General features: G+C 69.2%; 22 protein-coding genes. 17 read left to right on the top strand and 5 right to left on the bottom strand.

What is annotated here, in order from left to right; all coding sequences use genetic code 11:
* Positions 1-36 precede the first annotated feature (36 nt).
* From M3149_RS03190 to egtD, 7 genes are all read left to right on the top strand, one after another.
* Positions 37-447, top strand: coding sequence for a VOC family protein (locus tag M3149_RS03190; RefSeq protein ID WP_251707882.1), 411 nt, complete (start codon positions 37-39; stop codon positions 445-447).
* A gap of 9 nt (positions 448-456) precedes the next feature.
* Complete coding sequence (locus tag M3149_RS03185; RefSeq protein ID WP_251707881.1) at positions 457-1,725, top strand: RNA polymerase sigma factor; 1,269 nt, start codon at positions 457-459, stop codon at positions 1,723-1,725.
* A gap of 47 nt (positions 1,726-1,772) precedes the next feature.
* Positions 1,773-2,324 (top strand): phosphatase PAP2 family protein, encoded by a 552-nt coding sequence (locus M3149_RS03180; RefSeq protein ID WP_251707880.1) that lies wholly within the window; start codon positions 1,773-1,775, stop codon positions 2,322-2,324.
* Between the two features lie 83 nt (positions 2,325-2,407).
* The gene (locus M3149_RS03175; RefSeq protein WP_251707879.1) at positions 2,408-3,622 is read left to right on the top strand and encodes a flavin-containing monooxygenase; all 1,215 of its coding nucleotides are present in this window, start codon (positions 2,408-2,410) and stop codon (positions 3,620-3,622) included.
* Positions 3,623-3,697: 75 nt separating this feature from the next.
* A complete protein-coding gene (locus M3149_RS03170; protein ID WP_251707878.1) occupies positions 3,698-3,979 on the top strand; it encodes a DUF427 domain-containing protein in 282 nt (93 codons plus the stop codon).
* On the top strand, positions 3,979-5,181 hold the full coding sequence (gene egtB, locus M3149_RS03165) for an ergothioneine biosynthesis protein EgtB (RefSeq protein WP_251707877.1): 1,203 nt from the start codon (positions 3,979-3,981) through the stop codon (positions 5,179-5,181). Before M3149_RS03170 ends, egtB begins: the two co-directional genes overlap by 1 nt.
* Positions 5,178-6,191, top strand: a complete 1,014-nt coding sequence (gene egtD, locus M3149_RS03160) for an L-histidine N(alpha)-methyltransferase (RefSeq protein ID WP_251707876.1) — start codon at positions 5,178-5,180, stop codon at positions 6,189-6,191. Before egtB ends, egtD begins: the two co-directional genes overlap by 4 nt.
* 15 nt (positions 6,192-6,206) lie before the next feature.
* On the opposite strand, the gene M3149_RS03155 is transcribed toward egtD, so the two are convergent.
* The gene (locus tag M3149_RS03155; RefSeq protein ID WP_251707875.1) at positions 6,207-7,616 is read right to left on the bottom strand and encodes a multicopper oxidase family protein; all 1,410 of its coding nucleotides are present in this window, start codon (positions 7,614-7,616) and stop codon (positions 6,207-6,209) included.
* A 155-nt stretch (positions 7,617-7,771) separates the two neighbouring features.
* Between M3149_RS03155 and M3149_RS03150 the strand changes: the two genes are divergently transcribed.
* From M3149_RS03150 to M3149_RS03105, 10 genes are all read left to right on the top strand, one after another.
* Positions 7,772-8,431, top strand: coding sequence for a TetR/AcrR family transcriptional regulator (locus tag M3149_RS03150; RefSeq protein ID WP_251707874.1), 660 nt, complete (start codon positions 7,772-7,774; stop codon positions 8,429-8,431).
* A gap of 2 nt (positions 8,432-8,433) precedes the next feature.
* On the top strand, positions 8,434-9,324 hold the full coding sequence (locus M3149_RS03145; RefSeq protein WP_251707873.1) for an SDR family oxidoreductase: 891 nt from the start codon (positions 8,434-8,436) through the stop codon (positions 9,322-9,324).
* Positions 9,321-10,934, top strand: coding sequence for an acyl-CoA carboxylase subunit beta (locus tag M3149_RS03140; protein WP_251707872.1), 1,614 nt, complete (start codon positions 9,321-9,323; stop codon positions 10,932-10,934). Before M3149_RS03145 ends, M3149_RS03140 begins: the two co-directional genes overlap by 4 nt.
* Positions 10,935-10,957: 23 nt before the next feature.
* On the top strand, positions 10,958-12,148 hold the full coding sequence (locus tag M3149_RS03135; protein ID WP_251707871.1) for an acyl-CoA dehydrogenase family protein: 1,191 nt from the start codon (positions 10,958-10,960) through the stop codon (positions 12,146-12,148).
* A gap of 11 nt (positions 12,149-12,159) precedes the next feature.
* On the top strand, positions 12,160-12,957 hold the full coding sequence (locus tag M3149_RS03130; protein ID WP_251707924.1) for an enoyl-CoA hydratase/isomerase family protein: 798 nt from the start codon (positions 12,160-12,162) through the stop codon (positions 12,955-12,957).
* Positions 12,954-14,891 carry a biotin carboxylase N-terminal domain-containing protein gene (locus M3149_RS03125; RefSeq protein ID WP_251707870.1) on the top strand — a complete coding sequence of 646 codons (1,938 nt, stop codon included), beginning with the start codon at positions 12,954-12,956 and terminating at the stop codon, positions 14,889-14,891. The genes M3149_RS03130 and M3149_RS03125 overlap by 4 nt, the downstream gene beginning before the upstream one ends.
* Positions 14,888-16,039: an acyl-CoA dehydrogenase family protein gene (locus M3149_RS03120; protein WP_251707869.1), complete on the top strand. Its 1,152-nt coding sequence runs from the start codon at positions 14,888-14,890 to the stop codon at positions 16,037-16,039. Before M3149_RS03125 ends, M3149_RS03120 begins: the two co-directional genes overlap by 4 nt.
* Positions 16,036-16,518 carry a thioesterase family protein gene (locus M3149_RS03115; protein WP_251707868.1) on the top strand — a complete coding sequence of 161 codons (483 nt, stop codon included), beginning with the start codon at positions 16,036-16,038 and terminating at the stop codon, positions 16,516-16,518. Before M3149_RS03120 ends, M3149_RS03115 begins: the two co-directional genes overlap by 4 nt.
* Before the next feature lie 34 nt (positions 16,519-16,552).
* Positions 16,553-18,124 carry an aldehyde dehydrogenase family protein gene (locus tag M3149_RS03110; RefSeq protein ID WP_251707867.1) on the top strand — a complete coding sequence of 524 codons (1,572 nt, stop codon included), beginning with the start codon at positions 16,553-16,555 and terminating at the stop codon, positions 18,122-18,124.
* A gap of 109 nt (positions 18,125-18,233) precedes the next feature.
* Positions 18,234-20,219 carry a DUF2075 domain-containing protein gene (locus M3149_RS03105; protein WP_251707866.1) on the top strand — a complete coding sequence of 662 codons (1,986 nt, stop codon included), beginning with the start codon at positions 18,234-18,236 and terminating at the stop codon, positions 20,217-20,219.
* Here the strand turns inward: M3149_RS03105 and M3149_RS03100 are convergent.
* The 4 genes from M3149_RS03100 to M3149_RS03085 form a co-directional block, all read right to left on the bottom strand.
* Positions 20,216-20,941, bottom strand: coding sequence for a GNAT family N-acetyltransferase (locus M3149_RS03100; protein ID WP_353056790.1), 726 nt, complete (start codon positions 20,939-20,941; stop codon positions 20,216-20,218). The two genes, M3149_RS03105 and M3149_RS03100, sit on opposite strands and share 4 nt — an antisense overlap.
* An 82-nt stretch (positions 20,942-21,023) precedes the next feature.
* A complete protein-coding gene (locus M3149_RS03095) occupies positions 21,024-21,869 on the bottom strand; it encodes a FapA family protein (RefSeq protein WP_251707865.1) in 846 nt (281 codons plus the stop codon).
* 12 nt (positions 21,870-21,881) lie between these two features.
* Complete coding sequence (locus M3149_RS03090; protein WP_251707864.1) at positions 21,882-22,901, bottom strand: hypothetical protein; 1,020 nt, start codon at positions 22,899-22,901, stop codon at positions 21,882-21,884.
* Between the two features lie 315 nt (positions 22,902-23,216).
* Positions 23,217-24,032, bottom strand: a complete 816-nt coding sequence (locus tag M3149_RS03085; protein ID WP_251707863.1) for a sulfite exporter TauE/SafE family protein — start codon at positions 24,030-24,032, stop codon at positions 23,217-23,219.
* Positions 24,033-24,085: the final 53 nt, after the last annotated feature.

Genomic DNA, 24,085 nt, shown 5'->3' with positions numbered 1-24,085 from the left:
CCGGTCGTTGCGTGAGACACCAGCCAGGAGATCCCCATGCCTTCCAGACTCTTCGTCAACCTGCCCGTGGCCGACCTGCCACGTGCACAAGCCTTCTACACCGGGCTGGGCTTCACGCTCAACCCGCGTTTTTCCAACGAGCAGGCGGCCTGCATCGTCATCAGCGAGCACATTGGCGTGATGCTGTTGGTCAAACCCTTTTTCCAGGGCTTCACCCACCTGCCGGTGGCAGACCCAGCCAAGGGCACGGCGGTGTTGAACGCGCTCGAATGCGCCAGCCGCGACGAGGTGAACGGCTTCGTGGCCAAGGCGCTTGCGGCCGGTGGCAGCACGCCCAATCGCGCGCAAGACCACGGCTTCATGTTCCAGCACGGCTTTGCCGATCCCGACGGCCACCAGTGGGAGGTGTTCTACATGGACGAGGCAGCAGCGCCGCGCCAGTTCTGACGGGCGCCGATGCACAGCGCGGTCCATGAACGCATCGCAGCCATCTGGCGGCTCGAATCCGCGGCGGTGGTGGCGGCAGTGGCCCGGCGCGTGCGCGATCTCGGTGTGGCCGAGGACATCGCGCAGGACGCGCTGGTGGCTGCGCTCGAGCACTGGCCGGTGGACGGCATGCCCGACAAGCCCGGCGCCTGGCTGATGCGCGTGGCGCTCAACCGCGCCATCGACCACCTGCGCCAGCGCGCCACGCGCGAGGGCCACGAAGCCGATATCGCCGCCGACCTCCAAGCGCTGCAGGCCGACCGCGTGCCCGACGTGGCCGACACCGTGGACGCCGCGCGCCAGGACACCATCGGCGACGACCTGCTGCGGCTGATCTTCACCGCCTGCCACCCGCTGCTTTCGGCCGACGCCCGCGTGGCGCTCACGCTCAAGCTGCTGGGGGGCCTCACCACGCAAGAGATCGCGCGCGCCATGTTGCAAAGCGAACCCACCGTCGCCCAACGCATCGTGCGCGCCCAGCGCACATTGCGCGAGGCGGGTGTGCCGTTCGAGGTGCCGCGCGGCGCCGCGCTGGCCGAGCGCCTGGGCTCGGTGCTGGAAGTGATCTACCTCGTCTTCAACGAGGGCTACACCGCCACCCGCGGTGACGACTGGATGCGCCCGGCCATGTGCGACGAGGCGCTGCGGCTCGCGCGCGTGCTGCTGGCGCTGATGCCCGACGAGCCCGAGGTGCTGGGCCTGCTCGCGCTGCTGGAGATCCAGGCCTCGCGCAGTGCCGCGCGCACCGACGCCGAAGGCCGCCCCGTGCTCCTGGAGCGGCAGGACCGCTCGCGCTGGGATCACCTCCTGATCCGCCGCGGGCTGGAGGCAATCGCACGCGCCGAATCGCTCGCGCGCACACCCGGTCCCTACCAGTTGCAGGCCGCCATTGCCGCCTGCCATGCGCGCGCCGCCTCCGCCGACGCCACCGACTGGGGCCGCATGGCCGCGCTCTACGACGACCTCGCGCGGGTGCAGCCCTCACCGGTGGTGGAGCTCAACCGCGCGGTGGCGGTGTCGCGCCACGCGGGCGCTGCCGCCGGCTTGCAGGTGCTGCAGCCGCTGCTGGCCGAACCCGCCCTCGCGCGCTACCCCTGGCTGGCCGCGGTGCAAGGTGACCTGCTCGAGCAATTGGGCCGGCGCGACGAAGCGCGCGCAGCCTTCGAGCGTGCCGCAGCGCTCACCCACAACGCACAGGACCGCGCCTTGATGCAGGCGCGCGCCGCGTCACTGAACTGACCCGCGGCCTTCATGTGCGCTTCATCTTCGCTGCCCAGAGTGGCGGGATGGACCTCTCCCACGCCGCGCTACCGACCATCGCCTCGCCCTGGCGGCGTTTCGACGCCCGGGTCTTTCGCGCCATCGGCGCCGGCCACGGTCCGGCATGGCTGATGACGTTCGCGCGCCTGCTGGCGCGCTGGAGCTGGCTGCCCTTGCTGGCGGTGGTGGCTGCCGTGGCGGCGCAAGCCCCCGCGCACGGCGCGCTGCTGGCCGTGCTCTCGCTGGTGTTTGCCGGCGCGGTGCAGCTCGTGGGCAAGCGGCTGGCGCGTCGCTGGCAGGCCCAGCGGCCGTTCGTGCTCGGCCTGTGCGACAACCACCTCGGCCACAGCGCGCGCGCCGGGTTCCCGAGCAGCCATGCGCTGGTCATGGGCGCCGTGATCGGCGTGTTGTTGCCCTACACACTCAACGACGCCCTGCTGGCTACCATGAGCGCGATCGCGGTGCTCACCGGCTGGGCGCGTGTGCACACCGGCGCGCACTTCCCGCTCGACGTGGTCGTCGGCACGGTGATCGGTCTGCTCGCGGGCCTGCTGTTCGGCTTGCATCTGCCTTTCTGAAGGGCTGCGTGATCGCAGCACCCGCACCCGCGGGCGATCACGGATGCGCAAGCAGCGGACCTGCGGGCACACTCGTGGTCACCATGCCCGATCAAGCAGCCGCCGCGAACGCCACAACCAACCCCGTGCTCATCGTCGGCGCTGGCCCCGCAGGCCTGGCGGTGGCGGGCTGCCTGCGCCAGCGCGGCATCGACAGCACGGTGCTCGAGCAGGCCTGCGGCGTGGGCAGTTCGTGGCGCCACCATTACGAGCGCCTGCACCTGCACACCGTCAAATCGCACTCGGCGCTGCCGGGCCTGCCGTTCCCGCCCGACGCGCCGCGCTACGTGCCGCGCCAGGGCGTGGTCGACTACCTCGAGGCTTATGCCCGGCACCATGGCATCGCACCGCTGTACGGGCAGACGGTGTTGCGCATCACGCACGACGCAAGCCAATGGCAGGTGCACACCGCCGCCGGGCAGACCTTTGCCGCACCCGAGCTGGTGCTGGCCACCGGCGCCAACCGCGAACCCAGCATGCCCCTGTTGCCCGGGCAGGACGCCTTTGCCGGGCGCGTGCTGCACAGCCGCGACTACCGCAACGCCCAACCCTTTGCCGGCCAGCGCGTGCTGGTGGTGGGTATCGGCAACACCGGTGCCGAGATCGCGCTGGACCTTGCCGAACACGGCGTGCGCGTGGCGCTGTCGGTGCGCTCGCCGGTCAACATCGTCAAGCGTGACGTGCTGGGCCGGCCCACGCAGCTCTCCAGCATTGCGCTTGCCAAGCTGCCCGAGCCGCTGGGCAACGCGCTCGCGAGCCTGCTGCGCAACCTCACCGTGGGCGATCTCTCGCGCTGGGGCCTGCGCACGCCACGCGCGTCGCCGTTGCAGCAGCTGCGTCGCGAAGGCAAGACGCCGATGATCGACATCGGCACACTCGATCGCATCAAGGCCGGCGACATCGCCGTGTTCCCCGGCATCGCCACGCTCACGCGCGGCGGCGTGCGCTTCACCGACGGGCGTGAGCAGCCGTTCGACACCATCGTGCTCGCCACCGGCTACAGCGCCGGCCTGGCAACGCTGTTCCCGCAGCACACGCTGCCGCTGGATGCGCGTGGCCTGCCGACGGTGCTGCACGGCGCGGGCGATCTCGAGGGCCTGCACTTCGTGGGTTTCGACATCCGTCAGCCCGGCGGCTTGCTGCGCACCATCGCGCAGCAGGCGGAGCAGGTGGCCGCGCAGGTGGCCTTGCAGGTGGCCAGGCGGGTCGCCGGGCGCGTGGCGGCCACGGCACCGCAGCCATTGCCATTCATCGGTTGAGCCGCGCCAAGGGTGGCGTCGTGAAAGAAATCGAACCAGCATGCGACCCATCCCCAACACACCCCGGGAGAGTGCATGAAAGCGATCTGGAACGGCGTTGTCGTGGCCGAGAGCGACGACATCGTCCTGGTTGAAGGCAACGCCTATTTCCCCGCCGGTTCGCTGCGGGCCGAGTACCTGCAGCCCAGCAACCACCACACGTTCTGCCCCTGGAAGGGCGAGGCCAGCTACCACAGCCTGCTGGTGAACGGCGAGCTCAACCGCGATGCGGTCTGGTTCTATCCCGACCCCAAGCCCGAGGCCGAGAGCGTGCGCGATCGTGTGGCGTTCTGGCGCGGCGTGCAGGTCAGCCCCTGATGCGCCGCGACGACCTGGGCGAACTCGCCCTGCGCTTCAGCGAGATCCGCGCCCGCAGCGTCAGCCTGTGCGCGCCACTGGCGGTGGAGGACCACGTGGTGCAGCCAGTGGTCGACGTGAGCCCGCCGAAATGGCACCTGGCACACACCACCTGGTTCTTCGAGACCTTGCTGTTGGCGCAGGCCGTGCCCGGGCACGCACCGTTCCATCCGGCCTACGGTTTCCTCTTCAACAGCTACTACGAGAGCGAAGGCGCGCGCGTGCCGCGTGCGCAACGGGGCCACCTGAGCCGACCGACCGTGAGCGAGGTGATGGCCTACCGCGCGCACGTGGACGCGGCCGTGCTGGCGTGGCTCGACACACGGCCCGAAGCGCGCTGGCTCGAACGGCTGGAACTCGGCCTGCAACACGAACAGCAACACCAGGAGCTGCTGCTGACCGACATCAAGTTCATCCTGGGCCACAACCCGCTGCGCCCTGCGTACCTCACGCACGACACGCACGACACGCACGCCATCGCCGTCGGCCAGGAGCATCCCGAACAACCACGCACACTGCGCTGGCGCTCGCATCCCGGTGGCGTGTGCGCCATCGGTCATGCGGGCGGGGGTTTCGGGTTTGACAACGAGGGCGCGCGCCACGAGGTCTTGCTGCAGCCCCATGCGCTGGCGGACCGGCTGGTGAGCAATGCCGATTACCTGGCGTTCATGGACGCCGGGGGCTACGACACCCCGCGACACTGGCACGCCGACGGCTGGGACTGGCGCACCGCCAGCGGCGAACGCGCGCCGATGTACTGGTTTCGCGGCGACGACGGCCAGTGGTGGCACCAGACCCTGCGCGGCCCGCAACCGCTGCCGCCCAACGCCCCCGTGACCCACGTGAACTGGTTCGAGGCCAGCGCCTACGCCGACTGGGCGGGCGCGCGCCTGCCCACCGAGGCCGAATGGGAGGTGGCGGCCGCCGACGGCATGGCCTGGGGGCTGCGCTGGGAATGGACGGCCAGCGCCTACACACCGTACCCGGGTTTTCGCCGCGCCGACGGCGCCGTGGGCGAGTACAACGGCAAGTTCATGGTCGGGCAACAGGTGTTGCGTGGTGCTTCGTTTGCCACGCCGCCCGGCCATGCCCGGCTCACCTACCGCAACTTCTTCCAGCCACCGCTGCGCTGGCAGTACACCGGCATTCGCCTCGCCCGATGAGCAAACATCACCGACTTCCCGCCACGGTCAGCGCGCTGGCGGCCGATGGGCCGCACACCGATGCCGCCGAGGGCACCCTGGCCGGCGATGTGATGCGCGGCCTGAGCGCCTTGCCCAAGCAGCTGTCCTCGAAGTACTTCTACGACGCGCAAGGCTCGCGGCTGTTCGAGCGCATCATGCGGCTGCCCGCCTACTACCCCACGCGGGTCGAGGCACGCTTGCTGCGGCGCCACGCGCGCGCGCTGCTGGCCGCGCTGACGCCCACCGGCGCGCCCATGGAACTGCTCGAACTCGGCAGTGGCGACGGCCGCAAGACGCTGGCACTGTGCCGCGAATGGCTCAAGGCCGGCGCCAGCCTGAGCTACCGGCCCATGGACATCTCGGCGCAGGCGCTCGAACGCCTCGGGCAGCGCGCGACGCGGCAATTGCCGGCGCTCTCGGTACACCCCTTGTGCGGCGATTACTTCCAGACCTGGCCGCTGCCGCAGGCACGGCGCCACCAGGTGGCGCTGTTCCTGGGCAGCAACCTTGGCAACTTCACCGATGCCGAGGCGAACCGCTTCCTGCGCCGCGTACGCGCGCACCTGCGGCCTGGCGACAGCCTCATGCTGGGTCTTGATTTGCGCAAGGACCCCAGCACCGTGCTGGCGGCCTACGACGACCCCGAGGGCGTGACCGCTGCCTTCAACCTCAACCTGCTGCGCCGCCTCAACCGCGAACTCGGCATGGATTTCGACCTGGCCGCCTTTCGCCATTACGCGAGCTATTGCCCGTTGCAAGGCGTGGCCCGCAGCTTCCTCGTGAGCCTTCGGGCACAGTCGGTGCACAGCCGGGTGCTGGGCCAGTCCTTCGGTTTCGAGCCGGGCGAGGTGATCTACACCGAGCAATCGCAGAAGTACGAGCGCGCAGGCGTGGAGGCCATGGCCAGCCAGTGCGGCTTCGCGCTGCACGCCTGGTTCGAGGACCCGGAGCTGCCCTACGCGCTTGTGGTCTGTCGCGCGAAGGCCTGAGGGGCTCCGCCGCCCCTAGGCCATCACTTCAAAGTGGGTGCCCATGCCGCCGGCGTGGTGTTCGAGCACGTGGCAGTGGATCAGCCAGCGGCCCGGGTTGTCGGCCACGAAGGCCACCTCCGCGCGATCCCCCGGGGCCAGCAGCACCGTGTCGCGCCAAGCCGCTTCGGTGAGTGGCTCACCGTTGCGCGACAGCACCTTGAAGTGGTGGCCGTGCAGGTGCATCGGGTGCCACCAGGCGGTGGGGTTCTCGAACGCGATGCGCACGCTGCGGCCCTGTGGCACGCGAAACGCGGGTGGGTGGTGGCCGTGGTGGTCACCCACGTGCGCCTGGCCGTTGATGGTCCACACCGGGTCTGCCTCGCGCGCGCCCGCGGCGCGGCGCTGCTGGCGTGCCGCGCGCGCCTCGGGCGTGTCGGCGGGCCATCCTTCGCGGCTGCGCGCGCCGCCGCCCAGGCGCATCGTGTGCAGCACCGCCCCGGCCAGCATGGGCTCGGGCGGCGGCGTGTAGGGCGAGGGAACGGGCGCGGGGCGCGGGGCGGTGTCGTTGGCGCCACCGACCACCAGCGTGGCCAGCGCTTCGGCCTCGCGGCCGTTGAACTGGCGGATGGCAAAGCGCCCGGCGCGCACCGCGTCCACCACCACGTCGGCGCGCATGCCGGGGCCGATGAGCAGCGGCGCGTCCCACGGCACGGCCTGCGGCGCGGGCATGCCGTCGCGCGCGATCAGCCAGGCGTTGATGCCCGGCTCGGGCTGCAGCGCGAACAGACGCGCGTTGGCGGCGTTCACCAGCCGCAGCCGCACACGCTGGCCGGTGCGCAAGGCCAGCTCGGGCCGCAGCGCACCGTTCACCGTGAGGCGCTGGCCCAGGCGGCCCGCGTGCGCCACGTCGTGGAAGCGGTAAAAGTCCTCGGCAATGCGGCCCTGCGCATCGAGCCGCCAGTCGTCGAGCAGCCACACGATGTCCTGGTCCACCGGCGGGGGTGAGTCGTCCTCCACCACCAGCGCGCCGGCCAGACCGCGTTCCAGCTGCTCGGCCGCGCCCAGGTGCGGGTGGTACCAATAGGTGCCGCTGTCCGGCAGCTTGAAGCGGTAGCGAAAGCGCGCGCCGGGCTCGATCGGTGCCTGCGTGAGGTGCGGCACGCCGTCCATGGCGTTGGGCAGGCGGATGCCGTGCCAGTGCACGGTGGTGGCCTCGGGCAACTGGTTGTTCAGGTCGATGTCGAGCCAGTCGCCACGGCGGTAGCGCAACACCGGGCCGGGCACGCTGGCGTCGTAGGCCCAGACGGGCAGGGCGGTTTCGCCCGCGGCGGCCAGCGCGGCGGGCGCGGGGCTGAGGCTTCGCGGACCCTGTGCCTGGGCGAAACCCGGCAGGGTGATCAGCGGGGCGCCCGCCAGCGTGTGCAGCAACTCGCGTCGGTTCATGGGTGCACAGCCTAGCGGTGCGGGAAAACCCCGTCGGCCCGGTCGGGCGAACGGCACCCGGGCAGCGTTCACGCGGCACCGACGCGACAGGGGGCGCTTATTTTCACCAAGCAACCGCTTGCTATAAATGAATCCCGCTGCTATGTTTGCGGCCAATGGACGCCCACGCCCCGCTGGTTGAACCCCTCCCGCGCCGCAGCCGCGGCCGCCCCCGCAAGACCGCCGATGAGCGCGACGACGGCAACCGCCGCCAGGCCCTGCTGCGCGCCGCCGCGCGGCTGTTTCGTCAGCAGGGCTTTTCGGCCACCAGCACACGCGACATCGCGGCCGCGGTGGGCATGCGCTCGGGATCGCCCTTCTATCACTTCGAAAGCAAGGAGGCCCTGCTGGCCGCGGTGATGGAAGAGGGCATGGAACGCGCGCTGGCGCACCAGCGCGAGCGCATGGCCGCGGCGGTGGCGGCCTCGCCCACGCCGCTGTCGGCGCGTGAATGCCTGCGCGTGCTGGTGCGCGGTCATTTCGACAACCTGCTCGGGCCAGAGAGCGACCACATCCCCGTGATGCTCTATGAGTGGCGCGTGCTCTCCGACGAGCAAAAGCGCGCCGTCAATCGCCTCAAGGACGACTACGAAGCCGTGTGGATGCCGGTGCTGCAGGCCCTGCACCGTGAAGGCGCGCTCGCGGGCGACCCGCGCGTCGCCCGGCTCATGCTGTTCGGCGCGCTCAACTGGGCCGCGCAGTGGTACGTGGCCGACGGCCGCGCCACGCTGGACGACCTCACCGAGACCGCGCTGCAACTGTTCCTGAAGGACTGAGCATGAACACCCGATACCGCTCCGCCTTTCGCCCCGGCCTGTTCGCGGGCCAGGTCATCGTGGTCACGGGCGGCGGCTCGGGTATCGGCCGCTGCACCGCGCACGAACTCGCCTCGCTCGGGGCGCACGTGGTGCTGGTCGGCCGCAAGCTGGAGAAACTGCAGACGGTGGCCGAGGAGATCGTGGTCGATGGCGGGTACGCGAGCTTTCACGCCGCCGACATCCGCGACGAAGCCGCGGTGCAGGCGCTGGTGACGGCCATCGTGGTCACGCACGGGCGCATCCACTGCCTGGTCAACAACGCCGGCGGCCAGTACATCAGCCCGCTGGAAAAGATCTCTGCCAAGGGATGGCAGGCCGTGATCGACACCAACCTCACCGGCGGCTTCCTGGTGGCGCGCGAATGTTTCTTGCAGAGCATGCAAGCTCACGGCGGCTCGGTAGTGAACATCGTGGCCGACATGTGGGGCAGCATGCCCGGCATGGGCCACAGCGGCGCGGCGCGCGCGGGCATGGTGAGCTTCACCGAAACCGCGGCGCTCGAATGGGCGAAGAGCGGCGTGCGGGTGAACGCGGTGGCGCCGGGCTACATCGCCTCCAGCGGCATGGACCACTACCCGCCCGAGGCTGGCCCCATGCTGCGCGAGATGCGCGAGACCGTGCCGCTGGGGCGCTTCGGCAACGAGGCCGAGACGAGTGCGGCGATTGCCTTCCTGCTCTCGCCCGCGGCCAGCTTCATCAGCGGCAGCGTGCTGCGGGTGGACGGGGCGCGTCCGCAGGTGCGCCTGGGCTGGGGCGACATCGCCGCGCCGGCCGAGGCGCAGCAACGCGACGCGGTGAAGCCCTTCGACGGCTTTCACCGCTACGTCACGCCCAAGGTGTTCCAGTCATGAGCTTCGCGTCTGCCTTCAACCCGCACAGCGAGGTCGCGCAGGCGCGCCGCACGGCCATGCTGGAGCGCATTGCGCAGCTGCGTGCCATTGAGGCGCGCGCCGCGGCTGCGTCGGCGCAGAGCAAGCCGGTGTTCGACAAGCGCGGCCAGCTGCTTCCGCGCGAGCGCATTGCGCTGCTGATCGACCCGGGCGCACCCTGGCTGCCGCTGTGCTCCATCGCCGGCTTCGGGCAGGACACCAAGGACCCGTCTAAATCCGTGGCCGGCGGTGGGGTGGTCGCGGGCATCGGCTTCATCGCGGGCGTGCGCTGCATGGTGGTGGCCAGCGACTCGGGCATCGAGGCCGGCGCCATCCAGCCGCGCGGGCTGGAGAAGATCCTGCGCGTGCAGGACATCGCGCTCGAAAACAAGCTGCCGTTTGTGCACCTGGTGGAGAGCGCGGGCGCCAACCTCACCAAGTACAAGGTCGAGGGCTTCGTGCACGGTGGCTCGCTGTTCCGCAACCTCGCGCGCCATTCGGCCGCGGGCCTGCCGGTGATCACGGTGCAGCACGGCTCGGGCACCGCGGGCGGGGCCTACATGCCGGGCCTGAGCGACATCGTGGTGATGGTGCGCGGGCGCTCGCGCGCCTTCCTGGCCGGGCCACCGTTGCTGAAAGCCGCCACCGGTGAAGTGGCCACCGAGGAGGAACTGGGCGGCGCCGAGATGCACACCAGCGTGTCGGGCCTGGGCGAGTACCTGGCGGAGGACGACCGCGAGGCACTGGGTATTGCGCGGCGCATCGTCGATCAGGTGCGGGATGGCTTCGCGCGACACGCCGCGCCTGCGTTCGCCGAACCCGCGCTGCCCACCGACGACCTGCTCGCGCTCATGCCCGCGCACCACCGAGAGCCGCTGGACATGCGCGAGGTCATGGCGCGCATCGCCGATGGCTCCGAACTGCTCGAATTCAAGCCGCTCTACGGCGCGGCCACGCTGTGCGTGCAGGCGCGTATCGGCGGCCATGCGGTGGGCTTCATCAGCAACAACGGCCCCATCGACGTGCCCGGCGCCAACAAGGCCACGCACTTCATCCAGTGGATGTGCCAGCTCGGCCATCCCATCGTCTACCTGCAGAACACCACCGGCTACATGGTGGGCAAGGACAGCGAGCAGGGCGGCATGATCAAGCATGGCAGCAAGATGATCCAGGCCGTCACCGGCGCCACCGTGCCGCAGATCACCATCCAGTGCGGGGCTTCGTTCGGCGCCGGCAACTACGGCATGTGCGGGCGCGGCTTCGAGCCGCGCTTCCTGTTCAGCTGGCCCAACGCGCGCACCGCGGTCATGGGTGGCGAGCAGGCCGCGCGCACCATGCAGATCGTGGCTGAGGCTGGTTACGCGCGCAAAGGCATCAAGCCCGACCCGGCGCAGATGCAGCAGCAGTTCGACCAGATCGTGCAGGTGTTCGAAAGCCAGGCCGACGCCTTCCACACCAGCGGCCTCGTGCTCGACGACGGCGTGATCGACCCGCGCGACACGCGCGCCGTGCTCATCTTCTGCCTCGACACCTGCGCCGAGGCCGCCGCCCGAACCCCCCGGCCACTGCCGTTCGGCGTGGCGAGGATGTAGCGCATTCCCACAGGAGACACACCATGCAGTTCACGCACGAACACCGCGAGATCCAGAAGACGCTCAAGCGCTTCATCGACGACCACATCAACCCGCACGTGGACGAATGGGAAGCGGCCGAGATGTTCCCCGCGCACGAGGTCTTCAAGGGCCTGGGCGACCTGGGCCTGCTGGGCCTGACCAAGCCCGAAGCCCACGGCGGCGCCGGTCTGGACTACAGCTACAGCGTGGCCATGGCCGAGACGCTGGGCCACATCCACTGCGGTGGCGTGCCCATGGCCATCGGCGTGCAGACCGACATGGCCACGCCCGCGCTCGCGCGCTTCGGCAGCGAGGAACTCAAGGCGCAGTTCCTGGCGCCTGCGATTCGCGGCGAGACGGTGGGCGCCATCGGCGTGAGCGAGCCCGGCGCCGGCAGCGACGTGGCCAACATCAAGACCTACGCCCGAAAGGACGGCGACGACTACGTCATCACCGGCCAGAAGATGTGGATCACCAACAGCCTGCAGGCCGACTGGATCTGCCTGCTGGTGAACACCAGCGAGGGCCAGAGCGGAGCGGGCAACAGCAATCACAAGAACAAGAGCCTGGTCATGGTGCCGATCCGCGAGAACGGCAAGACGGTGAAAGGTTTCGAGGTCGGCAAGAAGATCCGCAAGATCGGCATGCACAGCAGCGACACCGGCCTCATCTACTTCGACGAGGTGCGTGTGCCGCAGCGCTACCGCATCGGCCAGGAAGGCGCGGGCTTCATCTACCAGATGCAGCAGTTCCAGGAAGAGCGCCTGTGGTGCGCCGCGAGCACGTTGCAGAGCCTGAACAACTGCATCGACTGGACCATCGAGTGGGCGCAGGAGCGCAAGCTGTTCGGCAGCACGTTGGCCGACCAGCAGTGGGTGCAGTTCAAGCTGGCCGAACTCAAGACCGAGGTGGAATCGCTGCGCGCGCTGACCTACCTGTCGTGCGAGCGTTACGTGGCCGGCGAGGACGTGACCGAGTGGGCCACCATGGCCAAGCTCAAGGCCGGGCGGCTGAACCGCCTGGTGCCCGACACCTGCCTGCAGTTCTGGGGCGGCATGGGCTTCACGCTGGAGAACAAGGTCTCGCGCATGTACCGCGATGGGCGCCTGGCCTCCATCGGCGGCGGGGCCGACGAGGTGATGCTCGGCATCCTCACGAAAATCATGGGCATCGCCAAACGGCAACCCCGATGACGGCCGGTGCGATGAACAACGCGCTGATCATCGAACGCGACGGCGCCGTGGAGCGCTGGACGCTCAACGACCCGGCTTCGCGCAACGCGCTGAGTGATGCCATGGTGGTGGCGTTGTACGCGGCGTGCCTGCGCGCGCAGGGAGACGCCACCTTGCGCGGCGTGGTGCTCACCGGCGCGGGTGGCGCCTTCTGCGCTGGCGGCAGCCTGGGCAACTTCGCGCACATCATCGGCCAAGCTTTGCAGCCCGGCGAAACCGACCCGGTGATCGGCATGAACCGCGCCTACGGCGACCTGTTGCACGCGCTGGCTGCGCTGCCGCAATGGCTGCTGTGTGCGGTGGACGGGCCCGCCATGGGTGGCGGCTTCGGCCTGGTGTGCTGCGCCGACGTGGTGCTGGCCACCGAGCGCGCGAGCTTTGCCACGCCCGAGGTCACGCTGGGCCTGCCGCCGGCGCAGATCGCGCCCTTCGTGTGGCAGCGCCTGGGCGACGCCACCGCGCGCCAGTGCCTGCTGAGTGGCGTGCGCTGGGGCGCACGCGATGCGCAGGCCGCGGGCCTGGTGAACCGCGTGGTGGCCGACGACGCGCTGGAGAGTGCCGTGGCCGAGGCCACGCAGGCGCTCAACCGCGCCGCGCCCGGCGCCGTGGCCGCCACCAAGCAGCTGCTGCAACGCCTGCGCACCGATGTGCCCGACCTGCGCGACGAAGCGGCGATCGCCTTTGCCGCCGCGCTGCGCGGGCCCGAGGCCGCGGCCGGCCTTGCCGCGTTCGCGAAGAAGCAACCCGCGCCGTGGGTGGACAAGGCATGAAGACACTGCTGATCGCCAACCGTGGCGAGATCGCGCGCCGGGTCATCCGCACCGCGCAGCGCATGGGCATCGCCACGGTGGCGGTCTACAGCGAGCCCGACGCACACGCGCTGCACGTGCGCGAGGCCACCACGGCGGTGGCGCTGGGCGGCGTGAGTTCGGCCGAGTCCTACCTGCGCATCGACAAACTCATCGCCGCCGCGCGGGCCAGCGGCGCCGACGCGGTGCACCCTGGTTACGGCTTCCTGAGCGAGAACGCCGACTTCGCGCAGGCGGTACTCGACGCCGGCCTCACCTGGGTCGGCCCGCCGCCCGCGGCGATCCACGCGCTGGGCAGCAAGTCGGCCGCCAAGGCGCTGGCGCAGCAACACGGCGTGCCGGTGCTGCCGGGTTACTTCGGCAGCGACCAGAGCGACGCCACCTTCGCCGCCGAGGCGCAGCGCGTCGGCTACCCGGTGATGGTGAAGGCCGTGGCCGGTGGCGGCGGGCGTGGCATGCGCCTGGTGGCCGACGCTGCGCAACTGAGCGCCGCGCTGGCCAGCGCGCGCGCCGAGGCGCAATCCAGCTTCGGCAACGCCGACCTGCTGGTCGAGCGCGCCGTGGCGCGCCCGCGCCACGTGGAAGTGCAGGTGTTCTGCGACGCGCACGGCCACGGCATCCACCTGGGCGAGCGCGATTGTTCGGTGCAGCGGCGGCACCAGAAGATCATTGAAGAAGCGCCGAGCCCGGCCGTGACGCCCGCGTTGCGCGAAAGCCTGGGCGCCGCCGCGGTGGCGCTGGCGCAGGCCGCGGGCTACCAGGGCGCGGGCACGGTGGAGTTCCTGCTGGATGGCGAGGCGTTCTATCTCATGGAGATGAACACCCGCCTGCAGGTGGAACACCCGGTGACCGAAATGCTCACCGGCCTGGACCTGGTGGAATGGCAAATCCTCGTGGCGCGCGGCGAGCCGCTGCCGCTGACGCAGGAGCAGGTGCACCTGCAGGGCCATGCCATCGAGGTGCGCCTGTGCGCCGAAGACGAGCACTTCACCCCCCACACCGGCACCGTGCGCGCCTTCGTCGAACCGCCGCTGCACGCGGGCCTGCGCTTCGACCACGCCATCGAACCCGGCAGTGTGGTCACGCCGCACTACGACGCCATGCTCGGCAAGCTCATCGCCCACGCGCCCACGCGTGCGCAAGCCATCGCGCAACTGGCGCACGCGCTCGACGCCACCGTGCTGCTGGGCCTGCCTACCAACTGCGCGTTCCTCGCGGCCTGCTTGCGCCATCCGGTGTTCGGTGCAGGTGAGGCGTTGATCCCGTTTCTGGCCGAACACGGTGATGCCGTGCGCGCCGCGCTGGCGCCGCCCGCCACGGCGCTGCTGGCCGGCGTGCTGGCCGCTGCCTGCCCGGCCGGTGCCGCCAGTGCCCTGCCGTGCCCGTTTGCGCGCCCGCTGCGCTGGCGGCATGGCGATGCGGTGCTCGATCTCGCGGTGCTTGAAGTGGGGCAGGGCGCGCTGCGCATCACGCAGGGTGAGCGTGTGCACGAGGCGGTTGTGCAGCCCGGCCGCGTCACGATCGACGGCCTCACCCACACGGTGCACACCTGCGCGGTGGGCGAAGGCACTTGGCAGGTTCAGGTGCAAGCCGAGGGCGGCGCGCACACCCTGGCCTTGCACGACCTGGGCTTTGCCCCGCGCGAGCGCGCCGACGGCGGCAGCGCTGCGCGTGAGCTGCGCGCACCCTTCAACGGCAAGCTGGTGGCCGTGCACACGCAAGCCGGCGCGCGCGTGGCCAAGGGCGATGCGCTGCTCGCCATCGAGAGCATGAAGATCGAGCACCAGATTGCCGCGCCGCGCCACGGTGTGGTGGCCACGGTACCGGTGGGCGCGGGCCAGCAGGTGGCGCCCGGGCAGTTGCTCATCACCTTCGCCGAAGAAAGCCCCGCATGAACTGGACGCCGCAAGACACCACGGCCCTGCTCGACACGGTGGCGCGCTTTGCGCGCGAAGCCCTCGTGCCACACGTGAACGACTGGGACGCACAGGCCGGTTTCCCCCGCGACGTGTACCGCCAGGCCGCAGCCATCGGCCTGCTTGGCCTGGGCTACCCCGAGCACCTGGGCGGCACGCCCGTGCCCTGGCGTGCGCGCAACGCGGTGTCGCAGTTGCTGGCGCGGCGCACCGCCAGCGGCGGCCTGCTGGCCAGCCTGTTCAGCCACAACATCGGCCTGCCGCCCATCCTGAAGCACGGTGCGCCCGAACTGCAGGCCGAGATCATCGCGCCGGTGCTGCGCGGCGAGCAGATCGCGGCGCTGGGCATCACCGAACCCGGTGGCGGCAGCGATGTGGCCAGCCTGCGCACCACCGCGCGCCGCGACGGCGGCGACTACGTGATCCACGGCGAGAAGACCTTCATCACCTCCGGCGTGCGCTGCGACTGGATCACGCTCGCGGTGCGCACCGATCCGCAGAACCGCAGCGCCGGCGGCATCAGCCTCATCGCCGTGCCCTGCGACGCGAAGGGCATCGAGCGCACCGCGCTGCACAAGATGGGCTGGCACGCCAGCGACACCGGCCACCTGCGTTTCGACGGTGTTCGCGTGCCCGCGCGTTATCTGATCGGCGAGGAGCACAAGGGTTTTCGCATGATCATGGGCAACTTCAACGGCGAGCGCCTGGCCATGAGCGCGCTGGCTCTGGGCTTTGCCGAGGCCTGCCACGACGAGGCCCTTTCCTGGGCGCGCGAGCGCAAGACCTTCGGCGCTGCGCTGATCGAGCACCAGGCCATCCGCCACAAGCTCATGGACATGCGCATGCGCATCGCGTCCACGCAGCACTGGCTCGACGCGCTGGGCGATCGCATCGACGCCGGCGACGAAGGCGCGGACTGGGTGGGCAACGTGTGCCTGCTCAAGAACCACAGCACGCAGGTCATGCAGGCCAACGCCGACGCCGCGGTGCAGATCCTCGGCGGCATGGGCTTCATGCGAGGCACCGCCAGCGAACGCATCTACCGCGAGGTGAAGGTCATGATGATCGGCGGCGGCGCCGAGGAGATCATGAAGGAACTCGCCGCCCGACAATTCGGCCACCCATGAGCACCACCAAAGTACCGCCCACCGCCTTCGAACCCGAGTTCGTGCAACTGCTCACGCAGCTGTTCGAGCACAAGATCGTCTTCAACAGCGTCATCGGCCTCAAGGTCACCGCCATCACGCCCGAGCGCGTGAGCGGGCGCATCGAGATGCGGCACGAACTCATCGGCTCGTACACCCACAACCGCATCCACGGCGGCGTCATCAGCGCCAGCCTGGACGCCATGGGCGGCCTGGCCGCCATGGCCGCCATCGGCGCGCGCCACATGGACGAAGTGCCCGAGCAGCGCCTGCACCGCTTCATCAAGCTCGGCACCATCGACCTGCGCATCGACTACCTGCGCCCCGGCATCGGCACGCACTTTGATCTGAGCGCCGAGGTGCTGCGCCTGGGCTCGCGCGTGGCCAGCACGCGCATGGAATTCCGCGGGCCCGACGGCAAGCTCCTTTCCACTGGGGCGGGTGCGTATATCGTGAGTTGAAGAGGCCGCGCAACGCGGGCCACGGGGAAGACCGATGAGCGATTTCAAACTGACCTACTCCACGATGTTCGCGCCCCCGCGCGAATTGCACGAGCGCTTCGATGCCGCGCTCGCGCGCGTGCGCGGGCAACTCGGCCAGGACCACGGCCTGTTCATCGACGGCGCCTTCGTGCCGCGCGCCGAGCACATCGAGAAATACAACCCCGCCGACACGCGCGAACGGCTGGGCCGTTTTGCCCAGGCCTCGGTGACCGACGTGGAACTGGCCGTGGCCGCCGCGCGCCGCGCCTGGCCCGCGTGGCGCCGCACGCCCTGGCAGGAACGTGTCGCCCTGCTACGCCGCGCCGCCCGCCTGGTGGACGAGCGCCTCTACGACATGGCCGCCATCGTCTCGCTGGAGGTGGGCAAGACGCGCATGGAAGCCCTGGGCGAGGTGGCCGAGGTGAGCGCTTTCTTCGACATCTACGCGCAGCAGATGGAAGAGAACAACGGCTACGACCACAAGCTGCCCGACGACCCGCTGCCCCACCTGGTGAGCCACAACCGCAGCGTGATGAAGCCCTACGGCGTGTGGGCCGTGATCGCGCCCTTCAACTACCCCTTCGCACTGGCCGGCGGGCCCACCGCGGCCGCGCTCGTCACCGGCAACACGGTGGTGCTCAAGGGCTCGGTGGAGACGCCGTGGTCGGGCCTACTGCTGGCGCAATGCCTGAAGGACGCAGGAGTGCCCGACGGCGTGTTCAACGCCCTCGTGGGCGACGGCGCTAACGTGGGCGAAGCGCTCATGCGGCACGACCACATCGGCGGCATCACCTTCACCGGCAGCTACGCGGTGGGCATGCACATCCTGCGCACGCAGGCCGCGCGCGCGTATCCGCGCCCCTGCATCGCCGAGATGGGCGGCAAGAACGCCGCCATCGTCACCGCGCGCGCCGACCTGGATGTGGCCGCGCAAGGCATCGTGCGCTCGGCCTTCGGCATGTCGGGCCAGAAGTGCTCGGCGCTCTCGCGCGTGTACGTCGACCGCCGCGTGGCCGACGCGCTCATCGAGAAACTGCAGGCCGCGGTGGCCAAGCTCGCCATCGGCAACCCGCAGCTCGAAGCCACGTACACCGGCCCCGTGGCCACCCCCGCCGCGCAAGCGCGCCACGCCGAATGCCGCGCCCTGCTGGAACACAGCGATGGCGCGCGCATCGTCGCCAGCGGCCCGCTGCCGCCCGACGCCGCGCGCGGCTTCTACTGCGAACCCGTGATCGCCGAAGCCCCGTTGAACCACCCGCTGTGGCAGCGCGAAATGTTCGCCCCGCTGGTGATGATCGGCCGCGTGGACAACGCCGAACACGCCATGGCCGAAGCCAATGCCAGCACCTTCGGCCTCACCGCCGGCTTCTTCGGTGCGGAAGACGAAGTTGACTGGTTCCTTGACCACATCGAAGCCGGCGTCACCTACGTCAACCGCCCCCTGGGCGCCACCACCGGCGCCTGGCCCGGCTATCAACCCTTCGGGGGCTGGAAGGGCTCAGGCAGCACGGGGAAAGCGCTGGCGTCGTTCCATTACCTGCCGCAGTACATGCGGGAGCAGTCGCAGACGCGGATCCTGGGGTGAGAGAGTGATCAGCTTCGTGTTTTAGGTGGTCGGACCTTTTGACAGTGAAAATGCGCATTCATCACGAGCGTTTTTGCCCTGACACCGCGAGCGAACACCTCTTCATCCGATGACTTTGCACCGCGCCCACTACCACGCAACGATTGACGCGTTTCTCAATACATCCGCTGATGCAATTTGCGGAATGTTGGCGAGCCGCAGTGGCGGCGCTGTTGAACCTACCCAGTTGCGCGCCTGGCAAGAACAGGTAGCGGTGCTGCAGATGGCTCTGGTGCCGTACGGCGGGCAAGGCCACGTGTTTTTCGAGTTCGTGTTGCCGCGCATCGGCCGTCGAGTTGATGTCGTCTTGGTCATCAACCATGTTGTCCTTGTTGTTGAGTTCAAGGCCGGCGAGAAGGAATTTCATCGACGCGCGATCGATCAAGTTTGGGACTACGCGCTGGACTTGAAGAACTTTCATGAGCCCTCGCACGCCATACCTTTGGTCCCCGTGCTGATCGCTACACAAGCTGAATCGGTCGATCTGGCGTTGACCACCCCTGCGCATGACGGCGTTTACGAGCCTGTGCGAATTGGGAGGGGTCAGCTGGGCCTTCTACTTCATAGGCTAACAGCGGAAAATGCCAGTCAGTGCATTGATGGCCTCGCATGGGGAGCTGGTCGCTACAGTCCCACCCCAACGATTGTTGAAGCGGCGCGTGCGCTCTATGGCGGTCACGCCGTGTCTGATATCTCACGAAGCGATGCCGGCGCATCGAACTTGACGCGAACATCACAGTACTTGAACGAGGTCATTGCCGGAGCGCAAGAAGTCGGACGTAAGGCAATCTGTCTGTTGACCGGAGTTCCCGGGGCTGGAAAAACTCTGGTTGGCCTTGATGTCGCTGCGCAGCACATGGATGCTGCGAGTTCGTTGCACAGCGTATTCCTTTCTGGGAACGGTCCTTTGGTCGCCATCCTGACTGAGGCTTTAGCGCAGGATCGGGTTCAACGTGCTCGCCGAGAAGGAGGAATCCTCACCAAGGGTGCTGCGCGACGTCAGGTCGAGACATTTATTCAGAACGTTCATCATTTTCGCGATGACTGTCTCCTTGATCCTGGTCCTCCGCCCGAGCACGTGGCGATTTTTGACGAAGCCCAACGCGCGTGGAATCGTGAACAAACCGTAGCTTTCATGGCGCGAAAGAAGGGGCACCCTGACTTTCAAATGTCTGAGCCCGAGTACTTGTTGTCTTGTATGGATCGTCATTCAGACTGGGCGGTGGTTCTTTGTCTCGTGGGTGGTGGGCAAGAGATCAATACAGGGGAGGCGGGAATATCCGAATGGATCGAAGCGCTTCAATCGCGGTATCCGAACTGGGAAATCCATCTTTCACCTCGTTTGCATGATTCTGAGTACGGGTCGGGCGCAGCCCTGCGTGCGCTGAGCGGCCGTGAACGGGTCCATCTAAATGATTCGCTGCATTTGGATGTATCTATGCGCTCGTTTCGCGCCGAGCGAGTTTCCGATTGGGTCAAGTTTGTCCTTGACTTAGAAGAGGACAAGGCGCGAGGCACGTTGCATGAGTTGCTGCCACGCTATCCCATCGTTCTGACGCGAGACCTTGATGCAGCCAAAGCATGGGTCAAGAAGCGGGCTAGGGGTAATGAGCGGTTTGGGATGATCGTGTCTTCGCAAGCTCAACGGCTGAAACCGCATGCCATCGACATTCGGGTGCCTATCGACCCAGTGCACTGGTTCTTGGGTCCCAAAGAAGATGTTCGGTCGTCCTACTACTTGGAAGATGCTGCCACGGAGTTCCAAGTACAGGGTTTAGAGCTTGATTGGGCGTGCGTGGTATGGGATGCCGACTTTCGCAAGTCTGGTTCAGTGTGGGATCACTGGTCGTTCGTTGGAAGTCGTTGGCAACGGGTCAGGAAACCAGATCGACAGGCGTACCTGAAGAATGCGTATCGCGTTCTCTTGACCCGTGCTCGTCAAGGCATGGCGCTTGTGGTCCCGATGGGCAGTGGGCATGACCCTACTCGAGCCGAGAATTTTTACGACGAAACGTATTCCTATCTGCGGTCGATTGGTCTCCCAACCCTCGATTAGTCGCAACGCCGTAGGGCGATGTATTCAAGCGTTGTGGCCTTGCCTCCACAACCCGTCTGCTCGATGAACCTCCCCTCATCCCACCCAACCCCCCACAACACCATCCGGGTGTGAAAGTCCTCCAGCACCTCGTCGGCCACATGCGGGCCCAGGTGGGTAAGGCGTTTGTCTTTCAGGTGCACGTAGTGCAGCGGGTGGTGTTGCGCCAATCTGTGCCACAGCGCGTGCGCGGCGGGGGATTGGCGGGGGCCGCTGATGAGGCACATGCCCTGGCCGAGCGCCCAGCGGTAGACCGCGGTGGCGATGCCGTGGCGGCGGTATTCGGGGGCGATGCGGGTGTGCGGGCTGCGCAGCACGCGGTCGGCGCGGCGGTTCAGTTCGATGAGGCGGTTGAACACGACGAAGCCGGCCAGGCGGTTGAGGCCGCGGTCTTCGACGTAGACGTAGTGCTCGCCGTCGGCCACGCGGTGGCGCAGCACCAGGCCCGGCAGGTGCACGGGCAGGGTGGCGCTTTCGTGCAGCGCGTCGCCCGGTGTGCGCAGGCGCTGATGCAGGCGGCGCAGGTCGGCCGCCAGCAGGTCGGCGGGCAGGTCGACGTCGATGCGCAGTTCCAGCGGGCGCGTCCACGGTATCCCGCGCGGCATGCGCCAGGGCAGGGCCCACGGTGTGGAACACGGTGTCGCACACGGTGTGTGTGGGTGGGGCAGGGCGATGGCGCTCATGTCGCGCCCTCCAGGCGGTGGGCATGGTGGGCGTTGGGGTCTTCGTCGTGGTCCGATGCGCCGTCGCTCGCCCACCAGCCGCTCAGCAACCGCTCAGCAACCGCTCGGGCCGGTGGCTCGCGCTCACGCGCGCGCTGGTAGCCCAGTCTTCGCGCGGCACGCACAGGCCGGCGTAGACGCCATAGCCTTCGCCGGCGCGGATGGCGCCTTGTGCGCTCAGGCTTTCGCCCGCGCGGATGGCGCCGCCCGCGGTGATGTCGCCGCCGGCCTTGATGCCCCAGCCGGCGTCCAGGTGGCGTTCGCAGTGCAGGTCGCTGTCGGTGAGCACGCCGTCGCCGGCGCGCAGGTGGCCGCTGACGTGCGCGGCGCCGCGCACGCGCAGGCTGCGCCCGCACTGCACGTCGCCACGCACTTGCAGAACGCCGCCCACGCTGGCTTGCGCGCCCACCTTCAGCTCGCGTTGGCACACCAGGTCGCGCGTCACCCGCAGGTGATCGCGTGCGCGCACCGGGCCTTCGATGTGCAGTGCGCCGGCCTGCAGGTCGCCGCCGGCGTCCACGCCCGTGGCCTCGATCACGCCGCCGGCCACGATGGCCTCGCCCGCGCTCACGATGCCGCCGGCGCGGATGGCGCCGCCCGCGCGCAGCGAGCGCCCGGCACGCACCAGGCCATGGGCATCGATGTCGCGGCGCACCTCAACGGAACCCGCGAACACAAGCGCCAGGCCCGAGAAATGGTCAAGCTGCAGCACCGCGCTGGTGGGGCCGAACTGCGTGAGCAGCCAGCAGGCGTCGTCCACGCGGCCGTCGGCCACCAGGGCATCCAGCAGGGCCTGGTAGTCGTTGCCTTGCGGGTGGTGGCGCAGCAGCCAGCGAAAGCCGTCCGCGCACGGGCTTTTGGCTTTGATGAAGCGTTTGGTGAGTTCCATCGTCATCTCCGCTCAGGCCGCGGCCAGCAGGCCGGCCCAGGCGCGGCGCAGCGCGGCCCGCAGCGAACGCGCGGGCTGAGGCACCACCAGGGTGTCGTCGGCGAGGTGCATCAGGGCCCGGGCGCGCACGCCGCCCCACGGCCACCAGCGCCGCCATGTGTGGCCCATCACGAGTGTGCCCACGGTGCTGCGGGCCAGGTGGGCTTGCAGTTCGTCGTCGACGTCCCCAAAGAGCACGGTGGTCTGCACGTCGTGCAGGGGTGCGCAACCTTTCGCGCATGCGGCGGTTCGCAGCGGCGCGGCCAGTTGGTCCAGCGTGTGGTGCGCCTGCAGGCGCCGCTGGCGCTGCATGTGGTCGAACACCGTCCACGCCACGATGTCGCGCGGGTCGTCGGCGGGCAGCGCGGTGGGCAGCACGTGCACCAGGCGCAGCGGTCGCTGTGCGGCCAGGCGCCAGGCCCAGGCCAGCAGCGGCGCGTCGAGCGCGTCGGGGCGCAGAAGGCAGTGCACGCTGCGCACGCCGTCGGCTTCAGCGCGGTGGATCACCCACACCGGGGCACTGGCCGCGCGCAGCAGCGGTGTCAGCAGGCGCTCGGCCAGGGTGGCGCGCGATGTCCCCGCGGTGGCAGCCGATGGGGCATCGGCCAGGCAGGTGAGGCTGGCGGTGCGTGCCAGGCGCACGGCCTCGGCGGCTGTGCGCACGGGGGTGCCGGCCACGTGCACGGCCAGCGCATGGCGGCGGCGCAGCACGCGCGCGCGCTGCTGCAGCCGCGCCATGGGGTCGCTCAGGCCGTTGGGGTGTTCATCGGTGCACCAGGCCAGGCGCAGGTCGGTGCCCAGCGTGCGCGCCAGCCGTGCCGCCTTGTGCAAGGCGTCGCCGGTGCCAGGGCGCAGGGTGGTCAGCGCCAGCAGCGGTGCGGGGGGTGCCACGCCTTCGTGGTGGCGGCATTGGAAGCGGTGGGCGTCGATCGGCGCACCCGGCAGCCAGGGCGGGTGGCTTGGCACGTGCGTGTGCCGGAGCGTGAGGGACACGGTGAACTCCTTCCAGAGGCCCGGGCCGCGATGCGGTCAGGCCATGCTTCGCACGGGGCGAGGGGCCCGGCGATGGAAGGTGTGTGCGGTGAGGGGGGAGGGAGCGATCGCCGGGCTCAGGAATCTGCGGCCAGCAGGCACTGGCTGCCGACGGCCACGCATTGGCCGGAGCGAGGGCGCGTGGCCGCCGTGCACGACGCAAGCGCGTGTGCAGCGAAAACGGTGGCCGGGGATTTCAACATGCGCGGGAGTCTAGCCCGAACGCAATGTCGCACTGATGCATGAGGGTGTTATGCGAGCGGTGTGCCGCAGAGGCTACTTGGTGAGGTTGGCCAGACCGAGGCCGATGAACACGATGAACAGGCCACGCTGGAAGGCTGCAGCGCTGAGCCTGCCGCGCGCCAGGGCGCCCAACCACATGCCGGCGAACGCGGCCCCCAGCGCGATGGCGGTGGATGCGGACCACAGGTTGAGCCCGCCGCTGGCTTGCAGGCGCAGCGCCAGCGCGATCATGGCCACGGTGAAACCCAGGCCCAGTGCCTGCACCAGCGCGTCTTTGTCGAGCTTGAGGCTCTGCAGGTAGGGCACGAGCGGCATCACGGACACCGCCGTCATCGCCGTCATGAGACCGGCCGTGCCGCCCGCCAGGGCGCCCCAGGCGGGGTGGCGCTGGGAAAGGTCGGGCAGGCGTGGGCGCCACAAACCCCAGGCGCCGTAGAGGACCAGCACCGCGCCAAGTGCGTGGCGCACATCGAATGGCAGCGGCGCGCCGCCCAGGCCCGGCGCCAGCGCGGTTGCCAGTGCCAGCCCCAGCCACGCGGGCCAGAGGCGGCGCACCAGCATCCTTGTGTGCGGGCCACGGCATTGCGCCACGTTGGTGGCCAGGGTGGGGGCCACCAGCAGCGCTGCGGCCTGCGCGGGCAACATCCACAAACCCAGCAGGCTGATGGCCACGGTGGGCAGGCCCATGCCCGTGATGCCTTTGACGGTGCCCGAGAGCACGAAGACGGTGGCGATCAGCACAAGCTCGGTCGGATCGGGCATGGGCGCATGGTGACGCAGTGGCGCCTCGTCGTCGATCAGACAGGTGTTGAGGCATCCTTCGGCGTTTTCGAAGGATGTGCTGCGCATTGACCTTGGACGAGCATCCCAAGTTGTCGTGCGTATCCTTCATGCTCGCCGAA

Origin of the sequence: Hydrogenophaga intermedia (assembly GCF_023715105.1) — a bacterium.
GTDB classification, from domain to species: Bacteria; Pseudomonadota; Gammaproteobacteria; order Burkholderiales; family Burkholderiaceae_C; genus Hydrogenophaga; species Hydrogenophaga intermedia_A.
This window is presented reverse-complemented; position numbering and strand designations above follow the sequence as displayed.

Bases quoted from the DNA above. Each gene is read 5' to 3' on its own strand.
- M3149_RS03190 (WP_251707882.1), top strand. From the start codon at position 37: ATGCCTTCCAGACTCTTCGTCAACCTGCCCGTGGCCGACCTGCCACGT.
- M3149_RS03185 (WP_251707881.1), top strand. From the start codon at position 457: ATGCACAGCGCGGTCCATGAACGCATCGCAGCCATCTGGCGGCTCGAA.
- M3149_RS03180 (WP_251707880.1), top strand. From the start codon at position 1,773: ATGGACCTCTCCCACGCCGCGCTACCGACCATCGCCTCGCCCTGGCGG.
- M3149_RS03175 (WP_251707879.1), top strand. From the start codon at position 2,408: ATGCCCGATCAAGCAGCCGCCGCGAACGCCACAACCAACCCCGTGCTC.
- M3149_RS03170 (WP_251707878.1), top strand. From the start codon at position 3,698: ATGAAAGCGATCTGGAACGGCGTTGTCGTGGCCGAGAGCGACGACATC.
- egtB (WP_251707877.1), top strand. From the start codon at position 3,979: ATGCGCCGCGACGACCTGGGCGAACTCGCCCTGCGCTTCAGCGAGATC.
- egtD (WP_251707876.1), top strand. From the start codon at position 5,178: ATGAGCAAACATCACCGACTTCCCGCCACGGTCAGCGCGCTGGCGGCC.
- M3149_RS03155 (WP_251707875.1), bottom strand. From the start codon at position 7,616: ATGAACCGACGCGAGTTGCTGCACACGCTGGCGGGCGCCCCGCTGATC.
- M3149_RS03150 (WP_251707874.1), top strand. From the start codon at position 7,772: ATGGACGCCCACGCCCCGCTGGTTGAACCCCTCCCGCGCCGCAGCCGC.
- M3149_RS03145 (WP_251707873.1), top strand. From the start codon at position 8,434: ATGAACACCCGATACCGCTCCGCCTTTCGCCCCGGCCTGTTCGCGGGC.
- M3149_RS03140 (WP_251707872.1), top strand. From the start codon at position 9,321: ATGAGCTTCGCGTCTGCCTTCAACCCGCACAGCGAGGTCGCGCAGGCG.
- M3149_RS03135 (WP_251707871.1), top strand. From the start codon at position 10,958: ATGCAGTTCACGCACGAACACCGCGAGATCCAGAAGACGCTCAAGCGC.
- M3149_RS03130 (WP_251707924.1), top strand. From the start codon at position 12,160: ATGAACAACGCGCTGATCATCGAACGCGACGGCGCCGTGGAGCGCTGG.
- M3149_RS03125 (WP_251707870.1), top strand. From the start codon at position 12,954: ATGAAGACACTGCTGATCGCCAACCGTGGCGAGATCGCGCGCCGGGTC.
- M3149_RS03120 (WP_251707869.1), top strand. From the start codon at position 14,888: ATGAACTGGACGCCGCAAGACACCACGGCCCTGCTCGACACGGTGGCG.
- M3149_RS03115 (WP_251707868.1), top strand. From the start codon at position 16,036: ATGAGCACCACCAAAGTACCGCCCACCGCCTTCGAACCCGAGTTCGTG.
- M3149_RS03110 (WP_251707867.1), top strand. From the start codon at position 16,553: ATGAGCGATTTCAAACTGACCTACTCCACGATGTTCGCGCCCCCGCGC.
- M3149_RS03105 (WP_251707866.1), top strand. From the start codon at position 18,234: ATGACTTTGCACCGCGCCCACTACCACGCAACGATTGACGCGTTTCTC.
- M3149_RS03100 (WP_353056790.1), bottom strand. From the start codon at position 20,941: ATGAGCGCCATCGCCCTGCCCCACCCACACACACCGTGTGCGACACCG.
- M3149_RS03095 (WP_251707865.1), bottom strand. From the start codon at position 21,869: ATGGAACTCACCAAACGCTTCATCAAAGCCAAAAGCCCGTGCGCGGAC.
- M3149_RS03085 (WP_251707863.1), bottom strand. From the start codon at position 24,032: ATGCGCAGCACATCCTTCGAAAACGCCGAAGGATGCCTCAACACCTGT.